Origin of the sequence: Nocardioides ferulae (assembly GCF_003660455.1) — a bacterium.
Classification (GTDB): domain Bacteria; phylum Actinomycetota; class Actinomycetes; order Propionibacteriales; family Nocardioidaceae; genus Nocardioides; species Nocardioides ferulae.
Genome location: NZ_QZVR01000003.1, coordinates 66601 through 80284 on the forward strand (window position 1 = coordinate 66601; position 13684 = coordinate 80284).

Annotated in this window: 12 protein-coding genes; 11 read left to right on the forward strand and 1 reads right to left on the reverse strand. The window is 72.4% G+C overall.

What is annotated here, in order from left to right; all coding sequences use genetic code 11:
* Positions 1-121 precede the first annotated feature (121 nt).
* From D6B71_RS22655 to D6B71_RS06265, 10 genes are all read left to right on the forward strand, one after another.
* Complete coding sequence (locus tag D6B71_RS22655) at positions 122-1240, forward strand: sulfotransferase family protein (RefSeq protein ID WP_164519559.1); 1119 nt, start codon at positions 122-124, stop codon at positions 1238-1240.
* 4 nt (positions 1241-1244) lie between these two features.
* A complete protein-coding gene (locus D6B71_RS06225) occupies positions 1245-2204 on the forward strand; it encodes a glycosyltransferase family 2 protein (protein ID WP_121253146.1) in 960 nt (319 codons plus the stop codon).
* A 179-nt stretch (positions 2205-2383) separates the two neighbouring features.
* Positions 2384-3334 (forward strand): Rossmann-like and DUF2520 domain-containing protein, encoded by a 951-nt coding sequence (locus tag D6B71_RS06230; protein ID WP_121253148.1) that lies wholly within the window; start codon positions 2384-2386, stop codon positions 3332-3334.
* Entirely contained in the window at positions 3331-4242 is a 912-nt protein-coding gene (gene panC, locus D6B71_RS06235) for a pantoate--beta-alanine ligase (protein WP_121253150.1), read from the forward strand. Before D6B71_RS06230 ends, panC begins: the two co-directional genes overlap by 4 nt.
* A gap of 118 nt (positions 4243-4360) precedes the next feature.
* Complete coding sequence (gene panD, locus D6B71_RS06240) at positions 4361-4780, forward strand: aspartate 1-decarboxylase (RefSeq protein ID WP_121253152.1); 420 nt, start codon at positions 4361-4363, stop codon at positions 4778-4780.
* 15 nt (positions 4781-4795) lie between these two features.
* Entirely contained in the window at positions 4796-6508 is a 1713-nt protein-coding gene (locus D6B71_RS06245; RefSeq protein WP_121253181.1) for an L-aspartate oxidase, read from the forward strand.
* A complete protein-coding gene (gene nadC / locus D6B71_RS06250; RefSeq protein WP_121253154.1) occupies positions 6505-7422 on the forward strand; it encodes a carboxylating nicotinate-nucleotide diphosphorylase in 918 nt (305 codons plus the stop codon). The genes D6B71_RS06245 and nadC overlap by 4 nt, the downstream gene beginning before the upstream one ends.
* A 4-nt stretch (positions 7423-7426) precedes the next feature.
* On the forward strand, positions 7427-8200 hold the full coding sequence (locus D6B71_RS06255; RefSeq protein WP_121253156.1) for a type III pantothenate kinase: 774 nt from the start codon (positions 7427-7429) through the stop codon (positions 8198-8200).
* A 237-nt stretch (positions 8201-8437) separates the two neighbouring features.
* Positions 8438-8782: a histone-like nucleoid-structuring protein Lsr2 gene (locus D6B71_RS06260; RefSeq protein ID WP_121253158.1), complete on the forward strand. Its 345-nt coding sequence runs from the start codon at positions 8438-8440 to the stop codon at positions 8780-8782.
* 242 nt (positions 8783-9024) lie between these two features.
* The gene (locus D6B71_RS06265) at positions 9025-11586 is read left to right on the forward strand and encodes an ATP-dependent Clp protease ATP-binding subunit (RefSeq protein WP_121253160.1); all 2562 of its coding nucleotides are present in this window, start codon (positions 9025-9027) and stop codon (positions 11584-11586) included.
* 73 nt (positions 11587-11659) lie between these two features.
* On the opposite strand, the gene D6B71_RS06270 is transcribed toward D6B71_RS06265, so the two are convergent.
* A complete protein-coding gene (locus D6B71_RS06270) occupies positions 11660-12544 on the reverse strand; it encodes an A/G-specific adenine glycosylase (RefSeq protein WP_164519560.1) in 885 nt (294 codons plus the stop codon).
* A 92-nt stretch (positions 12545-12636) separates the two neighbouring features.
* Here D6B71_RS06270 and D6B71_RS06275 point away from each other — a divergent pair, with 92 nt between their 5' ends.
* Positions 12637-13350: a hypothetical protein gene (locus D6B71_RS06275; protein WP_121253162.1), complete on the forward strand. Its 714-nt coding sequence runs from the start codon at positions 12637-12639 to the stop codon at positions 13348-13350.
* Positions 13351-13684: the final 334 nt, after the last annotated feature.

The window sequence follows — 13684 nt, forward strand, 5'->3', positions numbered from 1 at the left end:
GCGCCGGGAGGTGCGCCTGGCCGGAGATCGTCCGTCGGGCACGGGCTATCCTCGACGACCAGGTGCCGCGCCGTCCGGCCGACCACCGTGTCCGCCCAGCCCGCCCGCGAAGGACGAGTCGATGCCCGAATACCGCACCGGGGACGCCGAACCGGAGGTCACCGAGACCGACCTGGCGATGGCGACCACGCCTCCGCCGGCCGACGGGAAGCGGCGCGCGGTGTTCGTGGCCGGCTCCGGACGCAGTGGCACCAGCCTGATGTCGGGCATCCTCAAGCACCTCGGGCTGCACGTCCCCGAGCCCGAGGTCGTCGCCGACACGACGAACCCGAAGGGCTTCGGTGAGCCGCAGTGGGTGGTCGACTTCCACGAGCAGCTGCTGCGTCGCGCGAACGTCGGCGTCGGCGATGCGCGCCCCGACGCCTGGTTCGACACCGGTCGGGTCGGTCTGCAGGAGGCTCATCGGGCGGCGCTGTCGGACTGGCTCGACCAGCAGTTCGGCACCGCCGACGCTCTGGTCATCAAAGACCCGCGACTCTCCTGGTTCCTGGCCATGTGGCAGGTGGCGGCGGTGCGCGCCGGTGCCACCACCGCCACCGTCACGATGCTCAGACCCCCGCCCGAGGTCGTGGGCAGCAAGAACACCTACTACGGAGGGCGGCTGGGCGACATCAGTCGGCTCGCGGGGTGGGTGAACGTGATGCTGTGCACCGAGCGGGCCACCCGAGGATCCAACCGCAGCTTCGTGCGATACCACGACCTGCTCACCGACTGGACCAGCAGCGTGGTCCGGGTGGGGGAGGAACTCGGCGTCGAGCAGATCGCGCTCGCCCGGATGCGCGACATGCGTGAGGTGCACGAGTTCGTCGATCCGTCGCTGCGTCGGGTACGCGCCACCTGGGACGACCTGTCCGTCCCGCGCCCACTGCGCGAGATCGCCGAAGCGGCGTGGGAGCAGCTGAATCTGCTCGCCGAGCCCGGAGAGGACCGCCCCGAGGTCCACGCCGCACTCGACGACCTGCGGCGCGGCTACGCGGCCATGTACGCCGAGGCTGAGGCACTGGTCGACTCCTCGATCGTCGCGGCCGGACCGGCCTACGCGCGGGCCCAGCGGCAGGCGCGGGCCGCGGCGGCAGCGCGCGAGGCCGAGCAGCAGGAGGCGGCGACCCCGAAGGGCCCGGCTGTCCAGCGCGCACGCCGGGCCGCCGGGCGGGTCAAGCGGCGCCTGCAGGGGCAGTGACCCGGTGAGCGAGCAGCACCGACTCCTCACCAACCTCGAGGGACGCCACGACTTCGACGTCCGGTGGCCACGCGACTTCCGCTCCCTCATCCCGGGCGTGACGGCGGTGCTCCGGGTCAAGGACGAAGCTCGCAGCCTGCCCTGGGTCCTCCCGCCGCTCTTCGAGGCGGTCCAGCACGTGGTGCTGGTCGACAACCAGTCCACCGACGGCAGCCCCGAGGTGGCGCGCGATGTCGCCGGCCGGCTGGGTGTCCCGGACCGGCTCACGCTGGCGGCGTACCCCTTCGACGTCAGCCGCTGCGGCTCCGAGCACCTGGCCACTCCCGAGGGCTCGGTGCACAACCTCGCCTACTTCTACAACTGGGCGTTCTCGCATGTGCGCACGCAGTACTCCATGAAGTGGGACGGCGACATGGTGCTGACCGCCGAGGGCGTGCAGACCTTCGCGGCGCTGGCCTGGCAGTTGGAGAGTGTGGAGGCGGTCGTGCTGATGCCGCGGCACCCGCTGTTCGTGGAGAGCGACCGGGTGGCCTGGCTCGACGTCTACCTGGAGAACGTGGAGGAGTACGTCTTCCCGATGGGCGAGGACTACCGCCACGTCAAGGCCTACGAGTGGGAGATGCGGATGGTGCCCAAGCGGGCCCGCCGGCTCCGGCTCCCCGAGGGTCTGTGCCTGGAGCTGAAGTACCTCGACAGCGATGAGTTCGACCACTGGGTCGATCCCGACAGTTTCGGCACCACCAGACGCACCTTGCGCAAGCAGCGGGAGTGGGAGGTCTTCCACGCCCTCCGCGAGGGTCGCCAGGTGCCCGGCGTCGTGCGCATCGAGGCGCCGCCCGACTACTCCCACGTCGTCGACTACGCGACCGAGGTCTGGCTGCCGAGGCGACAGCGCCCGATCACCGTCCCGGAGGACGATCGGCATGACGTCTCCCGGGCCCGTCCCACCGCCGGCGGTGACTGACCCCGCCGACCGCGTCGTGGGGTACCGCCGAGACGTCGTCTGCGTCACATTCGGGCCGCCAACCGTTGGCGTGGGCCCGGTGGCGGCCTAGATTGGGCGCGGTTCACGACAACGACGTCCGGTACCCGATCCGGCCCCCGCGGGGGTGGGCGGCGGGACTGGAACGAAAGGGTCTCGACATGGTGCAGCCTGCCCAGCGGATGCGTGTCGGGGTCGTCGGCGCCGGGCGCGTCGGCGCGGTCCTCGCCGCCGCACTGCGCGCCGCCGGACACGACGTGGTCGCCGTCGCCGGCGAGTCCGACGCCTCGCGCCGGCGGATCGAGCAGTTGCTGCCCGGCCTGGCGCCGCGCAAGCCGTCCGCGGTCGCGCGCGCCTGTGACCTGCTGCTGCTGACCGTCCCCGACGACATGCTCGGCAACGTGGCGGAGATGCTCGCCGCCAGCGGGGCGCTGCGACCGGGCCAGTACGTCGTGCACACCTCCGGCCGGCACGGACTCGCCGTGCTGGCGGCCGTCGCCGAAGTGGGGGCCCGGCCGGTGGCCCTGCACCCCGCGATGACGTTCACCGGCACGGCCGTGGACCTCGACCGGCTGTCCGGCTGCGTGTTCGGGCTCACCTCGGGTCCCCTGGAGCGGCCGATGGCCGACCGGCTGGTGGCCGATCTCGGCGGTCGCCCGATGTGGGTGCCCGAGGAGATGCGCACGCTCTACCACGCCGGGCTCGCCCACGGTGCCAACCACCTGGTCACCCTGGTCACCGAGGCGATGGAGGTGCTCCGGGCCGCCGGCGCCGACGACCCGGCGGGCACTCTGCGGCCACTGCTCTCGGCGGCTCTCGACAACGCGCTGGAGCAGGGCGACGCCGCGCTGACCGGCCCCATCGTGCGTGGCGACGTCGGCACGGTTCAGGCGCACCTCGCCGACCTGGCGGCCAACTCGCCGCAGGCCCTGGGCTCCTACGTGGCGCTGGCCCGCGGCACCCTGGCGCGCGCGGTGACCGACGGTCGGCTGCTGCCGATCCGCGCGCGGAGGATCCAGGAGCTGCTGGACGCCGCGCAGGAGCCCGCGGCTCCCCGGGCCGGCCACCGCACTCGGCCGAGCGTTCCGGGTGTCGCCGGGGACCGCCGATGACGGCACCGGTGCTGGTGCGCACCCGCGCCGAGCTGTCGGAGGCACTCTCCGCGGCTCGGGCTGCGGGCGACGTGATCGGCTTCGTCCCGACCATGGGTGCCCTGCACGACGGTCACGCGAGCCTGATGCGGGTGGCCCGGGAGCGGGTCGGCCGGGGCCCCGTCGTGGTGTCGGTCTTCGTCAACCCGCTGCAGTTCGGGGCGGGCGAGGACCTCGACCGCTACCCGCGCACCCTCGAGGCCGATCTCGAGCTCTGTGCCCGCGAGGGCGTCGACGTGGTGTTCGCGCCCACGGTGGAGGAGGTCTATCCGGGCGGGGAGCCGGAGGTGCGGCTCGAGCCCGGCCCGAAGGCATCGCTGCTGGAGGGCCGCAGCCGGCCGGGGCACTTCGCCGGCATGCTCGTCGTGGTCGCGAAGCTGTTCGGCCTGGTGCGGCCCGACGTCGCGGTGTTCGGCCAGAAGGACTATCAGCAGCTCGTGCTCGTGCGCCGGATGGTCACCGACCTGTGCCTGGGTGTCGAGGTGGTCGGTGCGCCGACCCTGCGCGAGCCCGACGGCCTGGCGATGTCCAGCCGCAACCGCTACCTCGACGAGGAGCAACGGATCGAGGCGACCGTGCTGCACCGAGCCCTGCTCGCCGCGCAGCAGGAGGCGCAGTACGGCGTGGCCGTGGCGCTCGACGCCGCCCGCGCCGAGCTGCGTACCGCGAAGACCGTCGACCTCGACTACCTCGAGGTGACCACCCCCGACCTGGACCCGCTGCCGGTGGACTCGCCCGCCGGCACGCAGGCCCGGATCCTGGTGGCGGCCCGCCTGGGCGCCACCCGACTGATCGACAACCTCCCGCTCACCCTGGGCGTGGGCCGCGCGGTGGCGGCGGCAACGCCAGCTGGCGGGGGAGAGCGGTGAGACCGCTCGCGGAGCGAGCTCGAGACGCCGCGAGAAGAGCGAGCCTGGCGTCTCGAAACGGTGAGTCAGACCGGCGAAGCCGGCCCGAGCAGTTCTCCTACGAGCGGAGCGAGTAGCGATGTTGCGGACCATGATGAAGAGCAAGATCCACCGGGCGACGGTGACGCAGGCCGACCTGCACTATGTCGGGTCGGTGACCGTCGACGAGGACCTCCTCGATGCGGCGGACCTGCTCCCCGGCGAGCTGGTGCACATCGTCGACGTCACCAACGGCGCCCGGATCGAGACCTACACGATCGCCGGCGAGCGGGGCAGCGGGGTGCTCGGCATCAACGGTGCCGCGGCGCGCCTGGTGCACCCCGGTGACGTGGTGATCCTGATCGGCTACGGCCAGATGTCCACCGAGGAGGCGCGAGAGCTGCAGCCGCACGTGGTGTTCGTCGACGCCGACAACAAGATCCTGGCGACCGGGTTCGACCCCGCCGAGGCGGTGCCGGGCTTCGGCCTCTCCCGCGGCGACGTCACCGCGGGGCGCTAGCCTTCGCTGGTGAACATGCCCGCGGTGACGGCCGCCGCGCGAGGGGTGAGCATCGCACCCCCCGGCCGCCTGCCCGGCCGGCTCTCCGCGCCGCCGCCGGGCTGGACCATCCGCGCCGACGTCGTGGTCGTGGGGTCGGGCATCGCAGGGCTGACCGCCGCGCTGCGGCTGCGCCACCGCGTCGACCGGGTGTTGGTCGTGACCAAGGACGTCCTCAGCGCCGGCTCGACCCAGTGGGCGCAGGGCGGCATCGCCGCGGCGCTCGGCGAGGGTGACACGCCCGCGCAGCACGAGACCGACACCCTCGTCGCGGGCGCCGGCGCCTGCGACCTCGACGCGGTCCGCGCGCTGGTCACCGAGGGGCCTGGCGCCGTCCACGAGCTGATCGCGCTCGGCGCGCGCTTCGACCACAGCCCCGAGGGGGTCCTCTCCCTGACCCGCGAGGGCGGCCACCACCGCGACCGGATCGCGCACGCCGGTGGTGACGCCACCGGCGCGGAGATCCAGCGGGCGCTGGTCGCCGCCGTCCGTCAGGCCCCCGAGATCGAGGTGGTCGAGCACGCGCTCGCCGTCGACCTGTTGCTCGACGGCCCGGTCGGCCAGGGCCGGGTGGCCGGGCTCACCCTGCACGTCATGGGTGAGGGGCAGCGCGACGGCGTCGGCGCGGTGCACTGCCGAGCCGTGGTGCTGGCCAGCGGCGGGTTGGGCCAGGTGTTCTCCCAGACCACCAACCCCGCGGTCGCCACCGGCGACGGTCTGGCGGTGGCGCTGCGCGCCGGGGCCACCCTGCGCGACCTGGAGTTCGTGCAGTTCCATCCGACGGTGATGTACCTCGGCCCGGACTCCCGCGGCCAGCAGCCGCTGATCTCCGAGGCGGTGCGCGGCGAGGGCGCGTTCCTCGTCGACTTCGAGGGACGGCGGTTCATGCAGGGTGTGCACCCGCTGGCCGACCTGGCCCCGCGCGACGTGGTGGCCAAGGCGATCACCCGGCGCATGCACGAGACCGGGCGGGCACACATGTGGCTCGACGCGCGGCACCTCGGGGGCGCGTTCTGGGAGCGCCGCTTCCCGACGATCCTGGCGACCGCTCGGCGACACGGCGTCGACCCGGTGCGCGACCTGCTGCCGGTCTCGCCGGCCTGCCACTACGCCTCCGGTGGCGTGCGCACCGACCTGTGGGGCCGCTGCGACGTCCCTGGCCTCTACGCCACCGGCGAGGTGGCCTGCTCGGGGGTGCACGGTGCCAACCGGCTGGCGTCCAACTCGCTGCTCGAGGGCCTGGTGTTCTCCCGCCGGATCGCGGAGGTCCTCCCCGCCGAGCTGGGCCCCTGGTCGGCGCCGGCCGACGACGATCGTCCCCCCGGCCTGGTGCCGGGCTCGGTCCGCCGCGAGCTCCAGGAGGCGATGACCGCGCAGGTCGGTGTGCTGCGCTCCGCCACCGGACTCGCCGACGCCTCGGCGTTGCTCCAGAAGCTGACCGAGGTGCCCGCCGAGACGGTCGACCAGGACGCCTGGGAGACCACCAACCTGCTGACGGTGGCCACGGCGCTGGCCGACGCCGCCGCGCTGCGCCAGGAGACCCGCGGGTCGCACTGGCGCGAGGACTTCCCCGAGCGGGACGACGCCCACTGGTCGGGGCACTTCGACGTCGCCCTCGACGCCGGGGCGTGCACGATCGCCTTCACCCCCGCTGCAGCCACCGACACCCCCGGAGGATCGGCCCCATGACGGCCCCCAGCATCGCCCGCACCTCCTTCGCGGACCTGCCCCGCACGCTGGTCACCGAGCTCGCCGACGCCGGCCTGGACCCCCGATCGGTGCACGAGATGGTGGTCGTGGCCTTCGAGGAGGACCTTCCCGGTGGCCTCGACGACGCCACCAGCTCCGCCTTCGGCGACCTCGGCCACGGGACCGCCGACATCGCCGCCCGAGAGCCGGGTGTCGTGGCCGGGCTCGGCATCGCCGAGCTCGCGTTCGTCTACGCGCTGGGCGAGCAGGTCGAGATCGCCGACCGCCTGCCCGACGGCACCCGGGTCGAGCCCGGCGAGGTGGTGATGCGCGTGTCCGGACCGTTGGCCGGGCTGCTCACCGCCGAGCGCACCGCCCTCAACTTCGCCTCCCACCTGTCCGGGGTGGCCACCGCCACGGCCCGCTGGGTCGCGGCCCTGGAGGGCACCCGCGCGCAGGTGCTCGACACCCGCAAGACGCTGCCCGGGTTCCGGGCGCTGCAGAAGTACGCCGTGCGGTGCGGCGGCGGGGTCAACCACCGGTTCAGCCTGGCCGACCGGGCGATGGTCAAGGACAACCACGTGGTCGCCGCCGGCGGCGTGGTGCCGGCGTACCACGCGGTCCGGGCCGCCCACCCCGACCTGCGGGTCGAGGTCGAGGTCACCGATCTCGAGCAGCTCGGCGAGCTGCTCGAGGCCGGCTGCACCGAGATCCTGCTCGACAACATGGACTGCGCGACGATGGCCGAGGCGGTGCGGCTGACCGACGGACGCGCCGCCCTCGAGGCGTCCGGCGGTCTCACACTGGAGCGGGCCCGCGAGGTCGCCGAGACCGGCGTCGACTTCATCTCGGTGGGTGCGCTCACCCACTCGGTGAAGGTCTTCGACCTCGGGCTGGACCTGCAGGAGGGATAGCGACGTGCCCCTGCTCGCGGTCGACATCGGCAACAGCCACACCCAGCTCGGCCTGCTCGACGACGGTGACGTCGTGGCCGACTGGCGGGTCGGCACCGACGAGCGGCGCACCGCCGACGAGTGGTACGCCCTGCTCCGCGGACTGTTGGGCACCGCTGCGCTCGAGGTCACCGGCGTCGTGGTCTGTTCGACGGTCCCGTCGGTGCTGCACGAGTGGCGCGACATGCTGGCCCGCCACATGGCCGACGTGCGGCACGTCGTGGTCGAGCCCGGTGTCCGCACCGGCGTCCCGGTGCTGATGGACAACCCCCGTGAGGTGGGCTCCGACCGGATCATCAACGCGCTCGCGGCCGCCACCGAGTACGCCGGACCGGCGATCGTGGTCGACTTCGGCGGCACCGCCACCACGTTCGACGTGGTCAGCGCGCGCGGACAGTACGTCGGCGGGGCGATCGCGCCCGGCATCGAGATCTCGCTGGAGGCGCTCGGTCGCCGGGGTGCCCAGCTGCGCAAGGTCGAGCTGCTGCGGCCGCGCACGGTGATCGCGAAGAACACCGTCGAGGCGCTCCAGTCGGGCATGGTCTTCGGGGTGGCCGCGCAGGTCGAGGGCCTCGTCGACCGGATGATCGACGAGCTGGGGGCCGACCCCGACGACGTGCGGGTGATCGCCACCGGGCCGCTGGCACCGGTGGTGCTCGACGTGTGCCGCTGCTTCACCGACCACGCCCCGTGGCTGACCCTGCGCGGCCTGGAGCTGGTCTTCCTGCGCAACTCCTGAGCTTGCCGCCTCCTCCCCAGGGGGGGCCGGCCGGGTCCGAGGGCGAGGATGTGAGATCAGGACCCGGCAGCCAGCGGGGCGGTGCGAAGGCGATTCCGGTCCCTCGACGGCCCGTCGTGCACCACGTAAAGCAATTGTCGTAGGCGTCGGCCATAATTCCGGTAATGGCATTTCCGGGGTGGCCGTGCCACGATGGTCGCGGCCCATTGGGAACTGCAATTCGCGAAAGAGGGAGAAATGGCCCAGAAGGTGCATGTCGTGCTGGTTGACGACATCGACGGCAGCGATGCCACCGAAACGATTACGTTCGGCCTCGACGGCACGTCGTACGAAATCGACCTCAACGACGACAATGCGGCCAAGCTGCGTGAGGCGATGGCGCCCTATCTGGGCCACGCCCGCAAGGTGACCGGCGGCTCCCGCCGCGGATCGTCGCGCCGCGGCTCGTCCGCCTCGAGCGCCAACGGCTCCGGCCCCAGCGCCAAGGAGATCCGCGACTGGGCGCGCGAGAACGGCCACGACGTGCCCGAGCGGGGCCGGGTCTCCGCCGAGGTGCGCGAGGCGTACGCCGCAGCTCACTGACCGTCCTCGCCGACCCGTCACCGATTCCCGCGATCTCTCGGCCGGTCGCGGAACCGGTGGCGGGTCGGCGCATGTCCGAGGCGGCTCGAGGAGTCTGGACCAGCGCGACCCGCCGCCCTGTTCGCTGTGAGCGGAGCCGAAAGGCGGGGTACCGGGGAACGCGTAGGCTGTCCGAGGGGTTGATCCTCTTGTCCCGTCCCCCTCGCCCGGTGGGGGCGGCCCCGAAGTTCAGGAGACGAAGCATGTTCGAGCGGTTCACTGACCGAGCCCGCCGGGTGGTCGTGCTGGCCCAGGAAGAGGCCCGCATGCTCTCCCACAACTACATCGGGACCGAGCACATCCTGCTCGGCCTCATCCACGAGGGTGAGGGCGTCGCCGCGAAGGCGCTCGAGAGCCTCGACATCTCGCTGGAGGCGGTGCGCGCCCAGGTCGAGGAGATCATCGGCCAGGGTCAGCAGGCCCCCAGCGGGCACATCCCGTTCACCCCGCGCGCCAAGAAGGTGCTCGAGCTGTCCCTGCGCGAGGCGCTCCAGCTCGGACACTCCTACATCGGCACCGAGCACATCCTGCTCGGGCTGATCCGCGAGGGCGAGGGTGTCGCCGCCCAGGTCCTCCAGAAGCTGGGTGCCGACCTCAACCGGGTGCGTCAGCAGGTCATCCAGCTGCTCAGCGGCTTCCAGGGCAAGGAGTCCTCGGCCGCGGCCGCCGCGGCCACCGGGGCATCGGGCGACGCCCCCTCGTCCTCGCTGGTGCTCGACCAGTTCGGGCGCAACCTCACCCAGGACGCCCGCGAGGGCAAGCTCGACCCGGTGATCGGGCGCGAGCAGGAGATCGAGCGGGTCATGCAGATCCTCTCGCGGCGCACGAAGAACAACCCGGTGCTGATCGGCGAGCCGGGCGTCGGCAAGACCACGGTCGTCGAGGGCCTGGCCCAGGACATCGTGCGCGGCAACGTGCCCGAGACGCTCAAGGACAAGCAGATCTACACCCTCGACCTGGGTGCGCTGGTGGCCGGCTCCCGCTACCGCGGCGACTTCGAGGAGCGCCTGAAGAAGGTGCTCAAGGAGATCCGCACCCGCGGCGACATCGTGCTGTTCATCGACGAGATCCACACCCTGGTCGGAGCCGGCGCGGCCGAGGGCGCCATCGACGCGGCCAGCATCCTCAAGCCGATGCTCGCTCGCGGCGAGCTCCAGACCATCGGCGCCACGACCCTCGACGAGTACCGCAAGTACCTCGAGAAGGACGCCGCGCTCGAGCGCCGCTTCCAGCCGATCCAGGTCGCCGAGCCCTCGATCGCGCACACGATCGAGATGCTCAAGGGCCTGCGCGACCGCTACGAGGCCCACCACCGGGTGACGATCACCGACGAGGCGCTGGTCTCCGCGGCGACGCTGGCCGACCGCTACATCTCCGACCGGTTCCTGCCCGACAAGGCCATCGACCTCATCGACGAGGCCGGGTCGCGGCTGCGCATCCGCCGGATGACCGCGCCGGCCGACCTGCGCGAGTACGACGACAAGATCGCCGAGGTCCGTCAGCGCAAGGAGGCCGCGATCGACGGCCAGGACTTCGAGGCCGCTGCCCGCCTCCGCGACGAGGAGAAGCAGCTGATCCTGAAGAAGTCCGAGCGTGAGAAGCAGTGGCGCGCGGGCGACATGGACGAGGTCGCCGAGGTCGACGAGGAGCTGATCGCCGAGGTGCTCGCCGTCGCGACCGGCATCCCGATCGTGAAGCTGTCGGAGGAGGAGTCGACCCGACTGCTCCACATGGAGGACGAGCTGCACAAGCGCGTCATCGGCCAGGAGGAGGCCGTCAAGGCCATCTCCCGCGCGATCCGCCGCACCCGGGCCGGCATGAAGGACCCCAAGCGTCCCGGTGGCTCGTTCATCTTCGCCGGCCCCTCGGGCGTCGGAAAGACCTGGCTGTCCAAGACGCTCGCCGAGTTCCTCTTCGGTGACGAGGACGCGCTGATTCAGCTCGACATGAGCGAGTTCGGCGAGAAGCACACCGTCTCCCGGCTTTTCGGCTCTCCCCCCGGATACGTCGGTTACGAAGAGGGTGGCCAGCTCACCGAGAAGGTGCGCCGCAAGCCGTTCTCCGTGGTGCTCTTCGACGAGGTCGAGAAGGCTCACCCCGACATCTTCAACAGCCTCCTGCAGATCCTCGAAGAGGGGCGGCTGACCGACTCGCAGGGCCGTGTCGTGGACTTCAAGAACACCGTGATCATCATGACCACGAACCTCGGCACCCGCGATATCGCCAAGGGGGTCAACCTCGGCTTCCAGCAGGCCGGTGACACGGCCGGCTCCTACGAGCGGATGAAGAACAAGGTCTCCGACGAGCTCAAGCAGCACTTCAAGCCGGAGTTCCTCAACCGCGTCGACGAGATCATCGTGTTCCCGCCGCTGACGCAGGACCAGATCGTGGCGATGGTCGACAACATGATCGCCGGCGTCGAGCTGCGGCTCAAGGACCGCGACATGCGCATCGAGCTGACCCAGGGCGCGAAGAACCTGCTCGCGGAGCGGGGCTTCGACCCGGTGCTCGGCGCCCGGCCGCTGCGCCGCACGATCCAGCGCGAGATCGAGGACGTCCTCTCCGAGAAGATGCTGTTCGGCGAGGTCGGCCCCGGCCAGATCGTGCTGGTCGACGTCGAGGGCGAGGGCCCGGCGGCGAAGTTCACCTTCGCCGGCCAGAAGATCGCGGCGCTGCCCGACGTCCCGCCGCTGGAGATCGCCGCGATCGGCGAATCCGAGGAGGGCGGCCCGACCGACGTGCCCCGCTCGACCGGCGAGGAGTGAGTCACCACCGCTGACGCTCGACACGTGCGCCCCCGGCCCCCCGGCCGGGGGCGTTCGTGCTTCGGGCGACAGCTCAGGGCAGGGCGAATACGTCGTCGGCAACGCGGACCAGCAACCCGTCGGCGAGCAGCGAGTCCAGGCACCGGGCGCGCTGCACCGGTTCGGACCACACCGCGTCGAGCCGGCTGCGGTGCACGGGCCCGTCGCTGTCACGGAGCACACTGAGCAGTCGGCCCCGGCACTGCCGGTCGGTGCCCTGCCATGCCTGCGCCCGCCGCGGCGGTCCGTCGTACGCCGGGTGGCCGGCCGCGCGCCAGGCGCACCGGTCGGCGAGCGGGCAGGCGGGGCACCGTGGCGTGCCGGCGACGCAGACCAGGGCACCCAGCTCCATCACCCCGACCGACCAGGCAGCGGCGGTCGCGCCGTCGTCGGGCAGCAGCGAGGCCGCGAGGTCGCGCTCGGCCCGGGTGACCGACGGGGCGGGCTGCTCGGCGCCGGAGACCGCGCGGGCCAGGACCCGGCGGACGTTCGTGTCGAGCACGGGGTGGCGCTGCCCGAACGCGAAGGCCGCGATGGCCGCGGCCGTGTAGTCACCGACCCCGGGCAGGGCGAGCAGGGCCGCGTGGTCGGCGGGCACCTCGCCACCGTGCTCGTCGACGATGGCGGAGGCGGCTGCGTGCAGGCGCAGGGCGCGCCTGGGATAGCCCAGCCGGCCCCAGGCGCGGACCGCCTCGCCGGCGGGTTCGGCGGCCAGATCGGCGGGGGTGGGCCAGCGGGCCAGCCACTCGGCGTACACCGGCAACACACGGGCGACGGGGGTCTGCTGCAACATGAACTCGCTGACCATCACCGACCAGGGGGAGGCACCGGGCGTGCGCCAGGGCAGGTCGCGCGCGGCGCCGGCGTACCACTCGAGCACCGGCTCGTGCAGATCGTGCGACTCGTCCCGGGTGCTCACTCCTCCATTCTCCGGGCGTGAGATGCGGCTGCTTCGGGCGCCCCCGGAGTGGCAGCACGCTCGGGAAGAGAAGCCTCGCTAGCGTTCGGTCCATGACGTCGCTGACCCGCGGGCCGCTGCCGGCCTCGGTGTACTGGCGGCGCCGACTGATCGTGTTCGGCGGCCCACTCGCTCTGGTGATCGTGCTGGCGCAGGTGCTGGGCGGCAGCAGCGACGGTTCGTCGTCCGACCCCGGGTCGGCGACGGTGGTGGCTGCCGACGCGACCGGCAGCGGCGCCACCGAGTCGCCCTCGGCCACCCCGACCCAGAAGAAGGCCCGCAAGCCCGGGCGCCGCAAGAGCAAGGAACCGGAGCCGGTGCTGGCCGAGCCCGAGGGCCGCTGCAGCGGCGCCGACATCTCCGTGACCCCCGAGGTCGACGGGGCGGTCGCGGGGCGCGACGTGGCGCTCACGCTGGGACTGCGCACGCTGGAGTCGCCGGCCTGCCTGTGGAAGGTGTCCCCGGACAACCTGACCCTGAAGATCACCTCCGGACCCGACTTCGTGTGGTCCAGCCAGCAGTGCCGGCGGGCGGTGCCCCGTCGCGAGGTGGTCGTGCGCAACAACGCCACCACCCCGGTCGAGATCGTCTGGGAGGAGGCCAAGCGGTCCGACGACGACTGCTCGGGCCTCGCCGGCTGGGCGATGCCCGGGTGGTACCACGCGATCGCGGCAGCATTGGGCGGGGAGCCCACCGACGTGCAGTTCGAGCTCGAGACACCCCCGGCCCCGCAGGTCACGAAGACCGCCAAGCCCAAGAACGGCTGACCTGTCGCTCGTGGTTGGCGCTGACGCGCTGACCTGCCACTCGTGGTCGGCGCTGACGCGCTGACCTGCCACTCGTGGTCGGTGTTCAGCCGGTGACCTGTCGCTCGTGGTCGATGGTGCCCCGGTGACCTGTCGCTCGTGGTGGGGGTGGGTGGTCGCCGCTGCGCGGGACTTCGGGGTGTTAGTGAGCCCTGGGGTGGTTGTGGGTGGGGAGGGTCGGCTGCGCCGGAGGGGCCCGCTCGGCCAAACCACCCGCTCCGCTCGTTCCTCACGGAGCGGGGGCCAGGCCCATCCACGGCCTCGGGGCCCCTCCGGCTCCGCCGCCCCACCCCGC